Below are 15,128 nucleotides of genomic sequence, written 5' to 3' on the forward strand. Positions count from 1 at the left end.
CGTGGGCGATAAAAGGGAGAATTGTCGGACTGGAATAAATTGTCTGTTAACACTATATTTAGTGTTTGCAGGCAGGTTCGACGCTAGATAATGTGAATTTCCCTCGAGTGAGGGAATCGGAAAAAATCAGTTTTGAGGGACCCGCGGGTTCGTCGGTGAGTTGGACAGGCGCTTCGCAAGAAGTTTGACCAGCAAGGCGGACGAAGACCGCGAAAATGGAGAGCCGGCCGTTTTCGAACGCCGGCAGACGGCGGACATGCGCGTTTCGCATTGGGAGCAGAAATCTCCCGACGAAAGCGCTATATATAGACAAAAGGGACCGGACAATGCGCATCGAGCGTCGTTTCACCAGACAGGGACAATCGGCTTACGCGGAGATCGAATTCCGCAAGGCGCTCTCCGAGATCAAGAATCCGGATGGCTCGGTGGTGTTCCGCTTGGACAATATCGACGTGCCGGCGCAATTCTCCCAGGTCGCCGCCGACATCCTGGCGCAGAAATATTTCCGCAAGGCCGGCGTCCCCGCGCGGCTGAAGAAGGTCGAGGAGAACGATGTTCCCTCCTTCCTGTGGCGCTCCGTCGCCGACGAGGCCGAACTTGCCAAGCTGCCGGAAGCCGAGCGCTACGGGTCCGAGATCGACGCCCGCCAGGTCTTCGACCGGTTGGCCGGCACCTGGACCTATTGGGGCTGGAAGGGCGGCTATTTCAAGTCGGAGGAAGACGCGCGCGCCTTCCGCGACGAGCTTGCCTACATGCTTGCCACCCAGCGCGTGGCGCCGAACTCGCCGCAATGGTTCAACACCGGCCTGCACTGGGCCTATGGCATAGACGGCCCGAGCCAGGGCCACTTCTATGTCGACCCGTTCACCGGCAAGCTGACCAAGTCGAAATCCTCCTACGAGCACCCGCAGCCGCATGCCTGCTTCATCCAGGGCGTGCAGGACGACCTCGTCAATGAGGGCGGCATCATGGATCTGTGGGTGCGCGAGGCGCGCCTGTTCAAATACGGCTCGGGCACCGGCTCCAATTTCTCGCTGCTGCGCGGCGAGGGCGAAAAGCTGTCCGGCGGCGGCCGTTCGTCCGGCCTGATGAGCTTCCTCAAGATCGGCGACCGCGCTGCGGGCGCCATCAAGTCGGGGGGCACGACGCGCCGCGCCGCCAAGATGGTCATCGTCGACGCCGATCACCCCGACATCGAGGAATTCATCGACTGGAAGGTCAATGAAGAGCAGAAGGTCGCCTCGCTGGTGACCGGCTCCAAGATCGTCAAGAAGCATCTCGAAGCGATCATGAAGGCCTGCGTCAACTGCGAAGGCCATGACGACGACTGCTTCGACCCCGCTGTCAACACCGCACTGAAGCGCGAGATCAAGGCGGCCAAAAAGGACGCGGTGCCGGAGAACTATATCTACCGCGTCATCCAGTTCGCCAAGCAGGGCTACACCTCGATGTCGTTCAAGACCTACGACACCGACTGGGATTCCGACGCCTACCTCACCGTGTCGGGCCAGAACTCCAACAATTCGGTGTCGCTGAAGGACAATTTCCTGCGCGCCGTCGAGGATGATGCCGACTGGCATCTCACCGCCCGCAAGGACGGCAAGGTGCTGAAGACGCTGAAGGCCAGGGATCTCTGGGAAAAGATCGGCTACGCCGCCTGGGCATCCGCCGATCCGGGCCTGCACTTCAACACGACGATGAACGACTGGCACACCTGCGCATCCGCCGGTGCGATCCGGGCCTCCAACCCGTGTTCGGAATACATGTTCCTCGACGACACGGCCTGCAATCTCGCCTCGATCAATCTGCTCCCCTACCGCAATGCCGACGGCACGATCGACATCGCTGCCTATGAGCATACGGTGCGGCTATGGACCATCGTGCTGGAAATCTCGGTCATGATGGCGCAGTTCCCGTCAAAGGAGATCGCCAAGCTCTCCTACGACTACCGCACGCTGGGCCTCGGCTATGCCAACATCGGCGGCCTGTTGATGACCTCGGGCATTCCCTACGATTCCGATGAGGGCCGCGCCATCTGCGCCGCGCTCACCGCAGTCATGACCGGCACCGCCTACGCCACCTCGGCCGAGATGGCGTCCGAGCTCGGCGCCTTCCCCGATTACGACCGCAATGCGCAGAACATGCTGCGCGTCATGCGCAATCATCGCCGCGCCGCCTATGGCGACAAGGACGGCTACGAGAAGCTGGCCGTCAACCCGGTGCCGCTGGTCGCTCCCGACCTCAAGCAGCAGGAGTTGGCGACGCACGCCAAGGCTGCTTGGGACCGCGCCATCGAACTCGGCGAGGAGCACGGCTATCGCAACGCGCAGGCGACCGTCATCGCGCCGACCGGCACGATCGGACTGGTCATGGATTGCGACACAACAGGCATCGAACCCGACTTCGCGCTGGTGAAGTTCAAGAAGCTTGCCGGCGGCGGCTATTTCAAGATCATCAACCGCGCCGTGCCGGAAGCGCTGCGCACGCTGGGCTATTCGGAAAGCCAGATCGCCGAGATCGAGGCTTACGCCGTCGGCCATGGCAATCTCAACCAGGCGCCCGGCATCAACCCCGGCTCGCTCAAGGCCAAGGGCTTCACCGACGACAAGATCGCGGCGCTCAACGCGGCGCTGAAGTCGGCCTTCGACATCAAGTTCGTCTTCAACCAGTGGACGCTCGGCGCCGACTGGGTGAAGGAGACCTTTGGCTTCACCGACGAGCAGCTCAACGACTTCTCGTTCGAGATGCTGCCGGCACTGGGCTTCTCCAGGAAGGACATCGAAGCCGCCAACATCCATGTCTGCGGTGCGATGACGCTCGAGGGAGCGCCCTTCCTCAAGGCCGAACACCTCCCCGTGTTCGATTGCGCCAGCCCCTGCGGCAAGATCGGCAAGCGCTCGCTGTCGATCAACAGCCACATCCAGATGATGGCGGCGGCACAGCCTTTCATTTCCGGCGCCATTTCCAAGACCATCAACATGCCGAATGACGCCACGGTGGAGGACGCCAAGAACGCCTACATGCTGTCGTGGAAGCTGGCGCTGAAGGCCAACGCGCTCTACCGCGACGGCTCGAAGCTCTCGCAGCCGCTCAATGCCTCGCTGCTCGCCGATGGCGAGGAGGACGAGGACGAGGCGATCGAACAGCTGGTCGCCGCGCCTGCCGCGCAGCGTGCGGTGCAGGTCACCGAAAAGATCGTCGAGCGCGTCGTCGAGCGTCTCTACCGCGACCGCGAGAAACTCCCGAACCGCCGCAAGGGGTATACGCAGAAGGCGGTCGTCGGCGGCCACAAGGTCTACCTGCGCACCGGCGAGTTCGACGACGGTCGTCTCGGCGAGATCTTCATCGACATGCACAAGGAAGGCGCTGCCTTCCGGGCGATGATGAACAATTTTGCCATCGCCATCTCGCTCGGCCTGCAATATGGCGTGCCGCTGGAGGAATTTGTCGAAGCCTTCACCTTCACCAAGTTCGAGCCGGCCGGCATGGTGCAGGGCAATGACGCGATCAAGAACGCGACGTCGATCCTCGACTACGTGTTCCGCGAACTTGCGGTCTCTTATCTCAACCGCCACGACCTCGCCCATGTCGACCAGTCGGATTTTGACAAGACGGCACTTGGCCGCGGCATCACCGAAGGCAAGGCCACGCCGTTCTCCAAGGGCCTTTATCGCGGTGCCTCGCCGGTCAAGCTGGTGTCGGGCGCCGAGCCTAAGGGATTTGGCGGGTCTGGCCCGGCCACGGCCCCTGCCCGCGTGGCGCCGACGGCCTTCTCTGGCTCCAACGTGCTGGCGCTGAAGCCGGCGAGCGACGAGGCCATCGCCTACAAGCGCGACTATGAGGAACGCGCCAGGGAACTGGTCGAGGACATCGCCGAGGAGGAAGCCGAGGCTTCGGGTGCCGAGGGGCTGTTCTCCAACGCCGCCGCGCACGAAGCCGCGGAAGCCAAGGCGCTCGCCGCCACCCGGCGCCAGCAATCGCTGATGCAGGGCTACACCGGCAACGAATGCTCGGAATGCCACAACTTCACCATGGTGCGGAACGGCACCTGCGAGAAGTGCGATACGTGTGGAAGCACGAGCGGGTGCAGCTGAGAGCTGATGCCGCCTCGGCTTACTTACAGTCCGCGAAGTCATTCGCTTGCTGGAGACCGATGGCTGGTATCTGGTTGCAACCAAGGGCAGCCATCGCCAATATAAGCACAAGATAAAAGCCGGCCGCGTCACCGTGGCCGGCAAGTCGTCTGAAGAGGTTGCACCAGGGACATTGAACAGCATCCTCAAGCAGTCCGGGTTAAAGGAGTGACGACATGCGTTACGCTGTGGTGATTGAAAAAGCAGGAGATAATTTTTCTGCTTATGTGCCGGACCTGCCCGGCTGTATCGCGACCGGCGCGACGGTGCCTGAGGTGGAAACCGAGATTCGCGACGCAATACGCTTTCATATCGAGGGCTTGCGTGCCGATGGGTTGGATGTGCCCGAAAGTGTCAGCCTGGCAGAATATGTAGAGGCATAGAAGGCGCCGCTGCGATCCTTCCAATCCAGATCAGCCTCTGACCTCAGCACCTATTCCGCCGGCAACACTCGCAGCGTCTGCTCATCAAACAGCGGCTCGTCCTGGCCAATCCGGACAAACAGCAGCTTTTGCGCCGCACCCGCCGGTATCTCGAAATACTGGATGCCATCGGGCATCTCGCCCCAGTCGCCGCAGGGCGGTTCGGGGACCTCGTTGGGGTCGGCAAGTGCCTTCAGCTCTTTCGCGTAGGCGGCGTCGGGGCTGAATGTATAGCGTTTGACACCGGCGGGCACGGTTCCTTCCGTGTAGGGGGCGAGCACGCAGCGTGCGCCGACGGCGTTGTCGGTCTTTTCCAGGAACAGCCGCTGCAACGCGGCTTCGGCAGTTTCGCCGGGCTTGATGTCGAATACCTCAACCAGAGGATCGGCCGCGCCGCCATCGCTGTATTTGACGGCGAGCGCCTCGCCTGCGAACTCAAAGTGGATCTGGCGGAAACCGAAATCGCAGCGCTGCACCCAGGCGGCGAGCCCGACGGTTTTGTCGGTCAGCCTTTCCCAGGCGCATTTGTCGATGGGCGGGCGCGACGGCGCCGGTTCATCCGCTCGTGCCACGGCCGATATTGCCACGGACGCAAACAGGGCGCTGCCCCAGACGATCGATATCATGGCGCTATTCATCGCTGCATCCTGTCAAAGTGAAGACATCCCACGCCGAGCCACCGGGGTTGGCGTTGGCGAAGTCGACCCAATCGGTGAAAGCCACGCCGAAATCCGGCAGCAGCAGCCCTTTCGGCGCCGGCGTCGCTTCGCGCGAGTTCAACTGCTCGGCGCCGCCTCCGGTCAAGGCATAGACTTGGCCCTCCCATATCCTGCACAGGCCGCTGCCGTCCTGCAGCCCCGCTTCGCGGTCATCGTCGGTGCAGGGATGGCGGATGGTGCCGAGCGGCAACGAATTCCTGCCGTTGGTCCAGGTGATATCGGCCGGGAGGCGGATATCGGTCTTGGGCACGGCCAGCGAAAACACCTGCGCCGTCAGTGCCGCCGGCTCATTGGCGAGCGGCCGGAATTGCATGACCGCACCGGAGCGCTGCTCCCGATAGGTGGCATGGCTCAGCAAGCATTCCCCGGCGTTCGCCACCTGCATCGAACTGAGCAGACCCGCGAAGACGAAGGCCAGTTTACGGGTGATCATCAAATGTCCCTGGGAAAGCGTTGTGAAAGCCAAATGCTGGCCGCATACCGTCCCGCACAGTCGCATCATCCACGCAAAAGCATAAGCGAAATCCGGAACGGCTGCATTGTCGGCTCCTTGGACGAAAACTTATCTCTCGCAACCCAACAGCCTGTATGGTCGAGCGCACTGATCGAGGGGTGGTGATGCGACGTTTGGTGATTACGATGGCAATGTCCGCATTCGCGACTGGTGCTGCGCTGGCGGCGTCGCCCTATGTCGGGACTTGGTCCAGCGACCGACTGAACTGCCACGCGGCCGCCGACATCCAACGCCAGACCGTCTACTCCGTAGACCGAGCGGCCCTGTCGCTGCCCGAGTTCGGCTGCGAGCACGCGTCATTTCGCAAGTCGCCGACCGGCTGGGTGGTACATGCTAGCCGGTGCTACGGATCGTACCCGTCACTGGAGGAGCCCTTCACTCGTGTCATCCATATCGAGAGGCATGGCGCCACGATGCGGTTCACCTGGCCTGGCTTCGACAGCGGACTTCTTGTGCATTGCTGAGGCGTTCGCGTCAGACCAGCCCGACCAGAAAAGCAGCGCTGCCGAGAAAGCCAACCGAACAGACCCACAGCACCCACAATCCGAGCACCCTGCATTCGAGCACCGCCGAAGCAGGGTTGGCGGGGTCATAGTGCACGTCCACCTTGGTGCCCTCGACATAGCACCGCGCCTGAGCCCCGACGAGGCCTGGCAACGAAGCCGTCACGCTGGCGCCGAAAGCGATGCGATCGGCACTGTATCGCTGGCCGGCGACGCCATAGCTGTAGACGATGCGGGATTTGAAAACAGTACGCCAGGGCCGATAGCTCCCGGTCCGCTCGCGGATTTTGATCGCCTGCAGGCCCGACGCGTCGATGCGGCCGACGGCGACCGGCCATTTTGCCGCCTGCTCGGCCATCGATTTCTGGACGAAGCCCATGCGCAGGACAAACAGGCCCATGAACAGCAACAGAGCCGCCGCACCGACATACTGCGGCTTGGGCAAATACGGGCCGATCGCCTCCAGGACACCGCCGACGGAAAACACCAACACCAGGGCGCCGACCACCAGCCCGGCGGAAAGCTGCACCATGAATTTGAAGGCGCCCTCCGGCATGGTGCGCTCGATCACGGCCTTGGCCGGATCGACAGGGTTATAGAAGACGGTCACGGCTGCGCCGCGGGGAAATCGCGCAAGGGTTTCGGCGACTTCGAAATTCCCCAGATTTTCCTGCACGCTGTAGTGCGAACTCTGAAATGTCTTCTTATCCACCTTGTACTCGAAGGTGATCGCCGGAAAATTGCGGATCTCGGTGGAATCGCTGCTGTCAGACCCGGAGCCGGAGCTTCGGACCTCGCGCGCTTCGACGCGCGAGGAGATGATCTTTCCCGGCGCCGGCAACCAGCGGCTGACCGCTTTGACCTCTCGCCATTTCAGGAAAGTGACGATCGACAGCCCGCCGGCGACCGCGCAGGCAAAGCCGACCAACAGAAATTTGAGTTCCAACTCATCTCCCCCGGAGTTCAGGAGCCCGCACATAGACATCATGACGACGGCAATGTCTTGCTTATTCGCTGAAACGGCCGAAGCCTCCGCGGATGCTCATCATCGTCTCCCATTTGCTGGCCAAACCGGCGGAGACCTGGGAGAGCGAAGCACGCCAAGCCTGATGGCTTGTTTCAATCCGCGTCGGCCACCATCTGCCGGCCGCCGGCCCAGGCGCGCCATTGGCGCTCGTCGCCGTGGAAGACGTTGAGGTCGATGCGGCCGGTGACGCCATGCGATAGGCCGGAGCCGGAATATTGCCAGAACAGCCATTTGCGGCCGGGATAGACCTTTGAGGGGTGCTGCGCCACGGCGCGCAGCCAGAACGAATAATCGAGGAATTCGCCGCGAAGATTGTCGCGGTAGAAATCGGGCGCGGTGTAGATGATGGGCCGCTGGCCGTAATGGCGTTCAAGCTTGTCCATGAACACCTGCATCTTCTCCAGCACCTTTTCGCGCGACGGCCGCCGCTTGCAGCTGGATTCGCCATTCCATTCGACATCGATCACCGGCGGCAAAGCGCCCTCGACCCTGGGCACGTTGCGGATGAACCAGTCGGCCTGCTCGCCGGCGGTGCGGCACCAGTAGAAGAAATGATAGGCGCCGCGCTTCAGCCCTGCGGCGTCGGCGTTGCGCCAATTCCTGGTGAACATCGGATCGAGATGGTCGCCGCCGTCGGTCGCCTTGATGTAGGCGAAGTTGGCGCCTTGGGCGCGCAGCTTCTCCCAGTTGACGTTGCCTTGCCAGCGCGACACGTCGACGCCATGCACGGCAAGGTGGCGGGGCGAGGAGCGGCCGAAATTGATCGGCTTGGCATCGCGAAAGCCGTAGCGCGTGACAGGCCCGGCCAGCATCGGCGGTGCCGCCCGTGACAAGAGCTTCGGCGGCGATACAAGCGCCGCCGGCTCGACGACCGGCGGCTCGACGCTGTCCGGCAGGTCGGGCGCCGGAAACGCCACCGTCTCTTCCTCCGCCAGGCCATAGGGCCGGACATTCTCGTCCACCGGCGTGGCTTCCGCCACCCTCCGTTCGGCTGCCATTCTCCGTTCGGCCTTGGTCACTGGGGCGGATGCGATCGGCGCGCTTGGTCGCACCACCGAGTTGGTGATCTCGTTCGACGGCTTCTGGATGTCCAGCGCGTCCATGCCGGATGTCGACGAGCAGCCGGCAAGGCACAGCGTTGCGATCACGAAACTGACGGCGCCTGGTAACCGCATCTGGACCTGTACTCAAACACAACAGACCGAAGGCAACGGCCGACGGACAAACCAGGTCTAGTTATGAACGAGAAATTACCAATAAAGATTGAATCAAGTTTTTAAGCATGTTCGGCACGGTTGCGGGTGTGGGCCGTGCGCGACGACAAGCGCAATCTACGCCTGCCCCATCCTATCGCCTGAAGACGCCGATCATCGGCCCCAGGTTCCAGTAGTCGTCATTGCGGCCGATGGCCGGCGCGAGCAGGCTCGATATCGACCCGTCGAGGAACAGCGCATTGTCGCAGCCGAGCCCGTCGCGAAACAGGCGTGCGAATGCATGGAATGTCACCGTGCCATTCGAAATGGCGAAGACAACGACGCCGTCCTTTCGCACCCCGACACCGTCGCGCGTCTTGCGCGAGGTGCTGTCGGCCCGGAATTTCTGGTGCAACTTGCCGTTGATCACCAGCATCGGCCCGGACTGCGTGGCATAATCGGTGGGCGGACGCTTCTCTAGGAAATCCCTTGTCGCGCGGACCGCGGCCTTGCCGTCGCTGATGTAGAAAATACCATTGGGCTGGAGCGAAAAATTGCCGCTTCCCGACCCGACCTTCGCCGAGGCCAGTTCCTGCCCGCGCTCGACATACAGGCCGACCGGCGCGAGGTTTGGATGGTACATTCCGGCATTGATGGCGAACAGCATCGTGCGCCCGGCCCGCCGCTGGGCATCGTCGAGATTGTGCAGCGAGTGATAGGGCTTGCCGGCCGGATCCTTCCAGAACAATTCGATCCGATATTGCCTGGGATCGACCTCGCAGACCAGGTAGCTGGTGGCCTCGAAGACGAGGTCGCGGCACGGCGGCAACGAGGCGAACCATTGGCCGACCCCCATGATCGCCGCCGCCGACGGCAGCGCGATCTTGATCAGCGCGAGCAGTAATGGCGCGGATTGGAGGACAGTCAAAAGATCCATGCGCGCACCGGATTGCCGGTTCCAACGAGCCGCCGCCAGCATTCGCCGGCACGACGCAAGAACGGTCCCAAGCGGGAATGGATCAAACGGCCAAGGTCGAAGTGCGGCTGCCGACGCAAGACATCGGCGACATCATTGAACAGAGCTGACGAGCCGCTCGTCGCCGCCAAGGATGGAAACCCAGCGACCGCTGTTGTCGCTCGCCTGTCTCTTCAGATAGCGATAGCCTGTCTGGTTCCAGAGGCGAACCTTGTCGCTGAGATTGTCGAGGACGAAATCGCCCTTGTCGGTGCGCACCGTAAGCACGGCGTGGCCTTCGCCGTCCGGCTTGCGCACCACCGTCATCAGCAGATTGGCGATTGCAATGCCGGCGGCCTGGAGCTCGCGCTGCTTTTCAAGCGCGTAGTCTTCGCAGTCGCCAAACCCGTTATCGGGGTAGGCCCACCACTCATCCTTGCCGTAATTGTCCATGTCGCTCATCGGCTTGACGCGGGTGTTGACCGAGAGATTTACGGCGGAAATTTCCCGCAACAGCTGGCCGGTCATGCTCTCCGGAGCGTTGGCGGGCGAGCGGATGGAGCATTCGGCAGAATGGACCTTGCAAAAATCATAGTGCCCGATCGGCTGGGAGGTTTGCCCGCCGATAGTCATGGAAAGCGGTCCCGCATTCGCCAAACCCGCGGCCGAACAAAAAGCCGTCAGCGCCAACGCAAACCCCAAACCCCTCGCCTTGCGGCGCCAACCCACCGAGGATGCCATACGGCCCCACCCATCTATTTTTGTTAACAGAACGTTAAAGATGGATTTTGCCTGGAGTCAATGAAGGCGGCCGATCACATCTTTGGCGATCGACGCATGCCCGACCGGGGTTGCGCCGAAGCAACACCGGCTCGCACATTCCTGGAGTTGCCTTTTAGTCCCTTGTTTGACGCCGGCGGAAAACCGCTGCGCGCTTTCCCGGGATTGCTTCAGGCAAGCCATCCCATCGCCAGGCCCAGCAGCAAGGCGATGCCGAGCACGCCGCGATAAATGACGAAAGGCCAGGCTGAGAAGCGTTCCAGCACGCGCATCAGGCCCCATATGGCGAAGAAGGCGGATAGCGAGGCGACGACCAGGCCGACCGCGAGGATCGACCAGCCATGGGCATCGAGATGGGCCTTGTGCAGTTCCCAGAGCTCCTTGAGACCGGCGAGTGCGATGGCCGGCAGCCCAAGCAGGAATGAAAAGCGCGCCGCTTCTTCCCGCTTGAAGCCGAGCCCCAGTGCTGCCGTCAAGGTCGAACCGGACCGCGAGACGCCCGGGATCAATGCGCCGATTTGGGCGATGCCAACGAGCAGCGCATCGGCCATGGAAGCCTGGCCCATGGTGCGCGCATGGCGGGCACGGAGTTCGGCCAGCGCCAGCAGGAGTGCCATCACGATGCAGGCCCAGCTGATCACCCCGAGGCCGCGCAGCGGCGAATTGCAGGCGTTGAGAAGGCCAGACAGAGCCACGCCGGCGATGACGATCGGGATCGTCGCCAGCACGATCCAGAGCGCCAGCCGGAAATGTCGGTCGGCCAAATCGCGCCGTTTCAAGGCACTGACCGAACCGGACAGGATGTCCCTGACATCGTTCCAGAAGTAGCTGATCACCGCGGCGAGGGCCGCAAGCTGCATGGCGGCGGAGAAAGCGGAGCCGGGATCTTGCCAGCCCAGCACCGCCGGGACGACGCGCATGTGGGCGGTCGAGGAAATCGGCAGCAGTTCGGTGATGCCTTGCACCAAGCCGAGAAATGCGACCTTGGCGTAGCCCAGGCCAACAAAGCCCATGTCCATGCCTTGCATGCAGCTGTCGGCCATGTCGAATTCCATGTCAGAGAGATCGGAGTTGCGCGGGGAACGACTGGGGCGATCGGCCCCTGGGCAAGCCATACCGCCATGGGACGGAAAATCAATTTACGGATTTGTGAACTGGCACCCGGGAATGGGCGTCAGCGAGTGCGGAAGGCGCGTTCGAATATCAACACCGCGCCGCCTCGGCGCGTTGGCAGCACCAGGCAGTGGCCAGACCGGCCCGGCGGGTCGGTCCGCAAAAACTGGAGGAAATCACGATGCGATCAGGGGCACAGCCAGAGTTTCTGGCACGCCCTGGCGATCACGTGCGCCGGCGGGACAACCGGCTCCTCGACGGAAGGCCGACGCGCCCGTTCGAGCAGCATGCGCACCTGTTCCGGGCGCACACGATCGCGCTTCATCACAAGCAGGACCATCGGATCGCTCAAAAGCTCGTCCAGGGTACTGATGCTGTCGTTCATCCGTCGTCTCCTCGAATGCCGGCCCGCACCGGTTAAATAGGGAGACAATGATGGCTCGCCAATGACGCTTTGCCGGCTTTCGCGTGACTGTTTCGGTTATTTCGTGACTGTTTCGATTAATTTTGGTCACGGTAACGTAACTTTACCCTTCTGTTGGCCCGAAGGGTGGATGCGGCAATGCCGCACTTCATCCAGCACGGCTCAACCGTCTCGGCGCTCGAGCGCAGATCCATTTTCTTTCCTAAGGCGAGAAGGGAGGCCAGAGGCCTCAGGCAGGCGGCGCGCCTTCGTGCTGCGGCAAGCCGTCATCGAGCGCCACCCAGGGCTGCTTGGAGGCGGTCCAGATGTGCATCTGCGGTTTGAAGACGGATGGATCGTCGAGTGACCCGGTGGTGACGCCTATAATGCCGGCGGCATCGCGCCGCGAAAACATCGTCGTACCGCAGCTTGGGCAAAACCCGCGTTTAATATCCGGCGAGCTGTTCGCGGTCGCCAACGGCCCTTCGACCGTCACATCGTCGATGCGAAACAGCACACGCGCATTGAAGGCGGCGCCGATCGCCTTTTGACAAAGCCGACAATGGCAGATGCGTTCGTTGACGGGCTCGACGTCGGCGCGATAACGCACCGCCCCGCACAGGCATCCGCCCTGATAGTTAGCCATTGCCGTATCCATTCCCGAGAAGATTTGATGCGAGACTATCGAGGCCGGATATCGGGTCAATTCAAAAGCATTGATACGATCCCATCGACTGCAGCGATAAAACTGCCGGCCGCCTCGAGGGAGACCGCCGGCAGCCAATGCCGGCAAGCTATTCGGTTTCGCCGACCACCTCGTCCCAGCTCTTCACCTTGGTCTCGCCGTTGAGGAACGGCAGCGCGGCGGCCGTCAGCTCTGGAGCGAAGAAGACGTCGTAGTGGGTGCGATTGGGCAGGATCGCCAGGCGGTTCCGCGACAGGTTTTCACGCATCCAGCCCGCGTCCTTCAAACCGCCGCCGAGCATCTGGTAGAACTTGATCTCGTGCTCGGGCTTGTACATGTCGCTGTCGCCGTAGGCCAGCATGACCGGCATCTTCAGCTTGGGAACATCGGCCGAGTAGTCGTAGTTCTGGCGCATGAAGTTGCCGAGCGTGTCGAGCAGCTTCGGGAACTCCTCGGGATGCGGCGCCACGGCGACGTAGGATTTGTACATCGGCGTGTCCTTCATGAAATCGGCCGCTGCCGCGCTCACTTGCGCCTGCTGCGGGCGCATCTCGTCATAGAAACCGTCGGCGGCATAGCCGGTCGAGACCAGCACAAGCCGGCGCACCGTTTCGGGGTGCTGGACGGCCATCCGGAAGGCGACGCCGCCGCCCAGAGAATAACCCATGACGTCGACCTCGCCGTAACCAAGCCGTTTGACGATATCAGCCATGTCGTCGCCCATCGCCTCCAGCGTGAACGGCCGGTCGCCAAGCGCGGTGCGGCCATGGCCTTGCAGGTCGACGGTGATGACAGTGCGATGTTCGGCAAGCTTCGGCAGAATGGGGGCGAACATGTCCGCTGTGCCGAGACCGCCATGCAGCAGAAGCAGCGGCTCGCCTTTGCCGTGGACGGCATAATAGTAATTCAGGCCGTTGATCGGCAGCAGGCCGGATTTTTCAGGCTTCGGCGGTGTCTTCGCTTCGGTCGTCATGGCAGATTTTACCTCGTTTGCGTTGGCGATGCCCGGACAGGCGAGAAGCGCCGCGGCCGAAGCAAGAATGGCGAAAAGCAGGGCTTTGGACATATCAATCTCCTCCAGTCTGTCCGTGTGTCGGTGCGTTCTTGAGCTGGCTGGTGCATCGGCCCCAACCCGCGCGAAAACCGATCGAGAATATTGGTCTGACCGGCTTCCGTCCCAAGGACGAACCAGCGAAATGCAAACCGACATCATCAAGGAGAAATTCTGGGGCTTTCCCGTGGATGAGGACCAACGGCGAAATCGAGGACGCGTCAGTGGCGCTTGGCTTGCACCAGATAGGCATCGATCTCGGTCTCGCCGAGCCACTTGGCCGCTTCCAGCCGATGCAGGCCTTCTACCAGGATATGACGCTTGCCGTCGTGACGGACCTGGATCGGCATCTTCATGCCATTTTCCAGAATGTCCTCGGCGAGATGACGGACCGTCTCGGGATGCAGCGTCTTCTTACGCGCCGTCGGCACGTAGATGTCGTCGACCTTGACCTTCTGCACTCTGAGCATGTCGACCCCCCGGGCGGAACGCCGCCTTGTCCTGAGATAGTCGCTTTGTTGACGAGGGCCAAGGGCGTGGCGACGAATAGGGCGGAGGCAACCGGGTTTGTCTGCCGCCGCGCAGTCGATATTGCGTATCAGCCTTTGTAGATACGGTCCTCGAGCGGCGTCTCGGCAATCAGCGCCTGCAGCCCTGACAGCAACGCCTTCTCGGCGCGGTTCATCGCCTTGTCCGGATTGACCAGCAGGAAGATATCGATGGCCGGCGGCGCATCATAGGGCGGCAGCCGCCACAGCGCGCCGTCGGCCACATCGCGCCGCGCCACATGCAGCGGCAGCGGGCCGATGCCGAGCCCGGCGACGATCATGCGCCGCACCTCCTCCAGGCTCGACGAAACGCCCACGACATCGGCGTTCAGCCGTGCTTCGCTACGCAACAGTGCGACCGGCCGCAGCGCATCCGAAATATGGTCGGTCTGGAACGATACTGACGGCTCGTCGCGGAGATCGGCGAGCGTCAGTCCGGTTTGCCCATAGAGCCTGTGCCGCGGCCCGCAAAAGAAGCCGAAGAACTCGCGATAGACCATGTCGTATTGCAGCGCCGGATCGCGCTGGCTGACCAGGCAGACGCCAAACGAAGCACGGCGCTCCCTCACCTGCTTGGCCACTTCGGTGCTTGCCGCGACCGAAATGGTGATGCTGGCGCGCGGATAGTTGCGGTGGAATTCCGACAGCGCCCGATCGAACAGCGGCGAGACCACATGGCTGGCGGTCGCGATCATGACGTGGCCGGTGACATCGTCGCTGATGCCGCGCATCAAGAGCGGCAGCTGCGATATGGTGCCGAACACCTCGATGCTCTGCTCGTAGAGAAGCCGTCCAACCTCGGTGAGCTCGAAGCGCGTCGCATCGCGTTCGACCAGCCGCCGGCCGACCCGGTCTTCCAGCCGCCGCAGCGCATTGCTGACGCTTGGCTGCTTGAGGTTCAGCCTCTCGGCGGCACGCGTTATGCTCTTCACCTCCGCGATGACGACGAATGTCCGCAAAAGGTTCCAGTCCAGATCCCAGACCAGCCGTTCGGGGCGCGGCAATGCCATTCCTGATATCTATGCTCCCTATTTCCATTATCTATTTGCGCAATGCTACCGCAAAGGCAATCATTGCCGTCA

Annotated in this window: 16 protein-coding genes; 4 read left to right on the forward strand and 12 right to left on the reverse strand. The window is 62.2% G+C overall.

Annotated elements, in window-relative coordinates; translation table 11 throughout:
* Positions 1 to 326: 326 nt before the first annotated feature.
* Genes LB547_RS04965 through LB547_RS04975 form a run of 3 tightly spaced genes read left to right on the forward strand, consistent with a single transcriptional unit; the run spans position 327 to position 4,516 of the window.
* A complete protein-coding gene (locus tag LB547_RS04965; RefSeq protein WP_140517666.1) occupies positions 327 to 4,094 on the forward strand; it encodes a vitamin B12-dependent ribonucleotide reductase in 3,768 nt (1,255 codons plus the stop codon).
* A 40-nt stretch (positions 4,095 to 4,134) separates the two neighbouring features.
* Complete coding sequence (locus tag LB547_RS04970) at positions 4,135 to 4,305, forward strand: type II toxin-antitoxin system HicA family toxin (protein ID WP_140762355.1); 171 nt, start codon at positions 4,135 to 4,137, stop codon at positions 4,303 to 4,305.
* Positions 4,306 to 4,309: 4 nt separating this feature from the next.
* Positions 4,310 to 4,516: a type II toxin-antitoxin system HicB family antitoxin gene (locus tag LB547_RS04975; protein ID WP_140517668.1), complete on the forward strand. Its 207-nt coding sequence runs from the start codon at positions 4,310 to 4,312 to the stop codon at positions 4,514 to 4,516.
* Positions 4,517 to 4,566: 50 nt separating this feature from the next.
* Here LB547_RS04975 and LB547_RS04980 read toward each other — a convergent pair whose 3' ends face one another.
* Together LB547_RS04980 and LB547_RS04985 are read right to left on the reverse strand one after the other, a co-directional pair.
* A complete protein-coding gene (locus LB547_RS04980) occupies positions 4,567 to 5,193 on the reverse strand; it encodes a hypothetical protein (RefSeq protein WP_140517669.1) in 627 nt (208 codons plus the stop codon).
* On the reverse strand, positions 5,186 to 5,707 hold the full coding sequence (locus LB547_RS04985) for a hypothetical protein (RefSeq protein WP_140517670.1): 522 nt from the start codon (positions 5,705 to 5,707) through the stop codon (positions 5,186 to 5,188). Before LB547_RS04985 ends, LB547_RS04980 begins: the two co-directional genes overlap by 8 nt.
* Before the next feature lie 206 nt (positions 5,708 to 5,913).
* Here LB547_RS04985 and LB547_RS04990 point away from each other — a divergent pair, with 206 nt between their 5' ends.
* Entirely contained in the window at positions 5,914 to 6,252 is a 339-nt protein-coding gene (locus LB547_RS04990) for a hypothetical protein (protein WP_224519152.1), read from the forward strand.
* Positions 6,253 to 6,262: 10 nt separating this feature from the next.
* On the opposite strand, the gene LB547_RS04995 is transcribed toward LB547_RS04990, so the two are convergent.
* From LB547_RS04995 to LB547_RS05040, 10 genes are all read right to left on the reverse strand, one after another.
* On the reverse strand, positions 6,263 to 7,237 hold the full coding sequence (locus LB547_RS04995) for a DUF3592 domain-containing protein (RefSeq protein ID WP_224655758.1): 975 nt from the start codon (positions 7,235 to 7,237) through the stop codon (positions 6,263 to 6,265).
* 173 nt (positions 7,238 to 7,410) lie between these two features.
* On the reverse strand, positions 7,411 to 8,493 hold the full coding sequence (locus tag LB547_RS05000) for a GH25 family lysozyme (RefSeq protein ID WP_140656016.1): 1,083 nt from the start codon (positions 8,491 to 8,493) through the stop codon (positions 7,411 to 7,413).
* A 172-nt stretch (positions 8,494 to 8,665) separates the two neighbouring features.
* Positions 8,666 to 9,448, reverse strand: coding sequence for a phosphodiester glycosidase family protein (locus LB547_RS05005; RefSeq protein ID WP_140656018.1), 783 nt, complete (start codon positions 9,446 to 9,448; stop codon positions 8,666 to 8,668).
* A 132-nt stretch (positions 9,449 to 9,580) separates the two neighbouring features.
* Positions 9,581 to 10,207, reverse strand: a complete 627-nt coding sequence (locus LB547_RS05010) for a transglutaminase-like cysteine peptidase (protein WP_140517673.1) — start codon at positions 10,205 to 10,207, stop codon at positions 9,581 to 9,583.
* A 209-nt stretch (positions 10,208 to 10,416) separates the two neighbouring features.
* The gene (locus LB547_RS05015) at positions 10,417 to 11,289 is read right to left on the reverse strand and encodes an undecaprenyl-diphosphate phosphatase (protein WP_140762358.1); all 873 of its coding nucleotides are present in this window, start codon (positions 11,287 to 11,289) and stop codon (positions 10,417 to 10,419) included.
* 257 nt (positions 11,290 to 11,546) lie between these two features.
* On the reverse strand, positions 11,547 to 11,744 hold the full coding sequence (locus LB547_RS05020) for a hypothetical protein (protein WP_140762361.1): 198 nt from the start codon (positions 11,742 to 11,744) through the stop codon (positions 11,547 to 11,549).
* Positions 11,745 to 12,012: 268 nt separating this feature from the next.
* The gene (locus LB547_RS05025) at positions 12,013 to 12,408 is read right to left on the reverse strand and encodes a GFA family protein (RefSeq protein ID WP_140517705.1); all 396 of its coding nucleotides are present in this window, start codon (positions 12,406 to 12,408) and stop codon (positions 12,013 to 12,015) included.
* Between the two features lie 148 nt (positions 12,409 to 12,556).
* Positions 12,557 to 13,513 (reverse strand): alpha/beta fold hydrolase, encoded by a 957-nt coding sequence (locus LB547_RS05030; RefSeq protein WP_140561001.1) that lies wholly within the window; start codon positions 13,511 to 13,513, stop codon positions 12,557 to 12,559.
* A 206-nt stretch (positions 13,514 to 13,719) separates the two neighbouring features.
* Complete coding sequence (locus LB547_RS05035; RefSeq protein WP_006206067.1) at positions 13,720 to 13,968, reverse strand: ParB N-terminal domain-containing protein; 249 nt, start codon at positions 13,966 to 13,968, stop codon at positions 13,720 to 13,722.
* 128 nt (positions 13,969 to 14,096) lie between these two features.
* Entirely contained in the window at positions 14,097 to 15,056 is a 960-nt protein-coding gene (locus LB547_RS05040) for a LysR family transcriptional regulator (RefSeq protein ID WP_140493763.1), read from the reverse strand.
* Between the last annotated feature and the right edge of the window lie 72 nt (positions 15,057 to 15,128).

This window comes from Mesorhizobium sp. B264B1B (assembly GCF_020165765.1).
GTDB lineage: Bacteria > Pseudomonadota > Alphaproteobacteria > Rhizobiales > Rhizobiaceae > Mesorhizobium.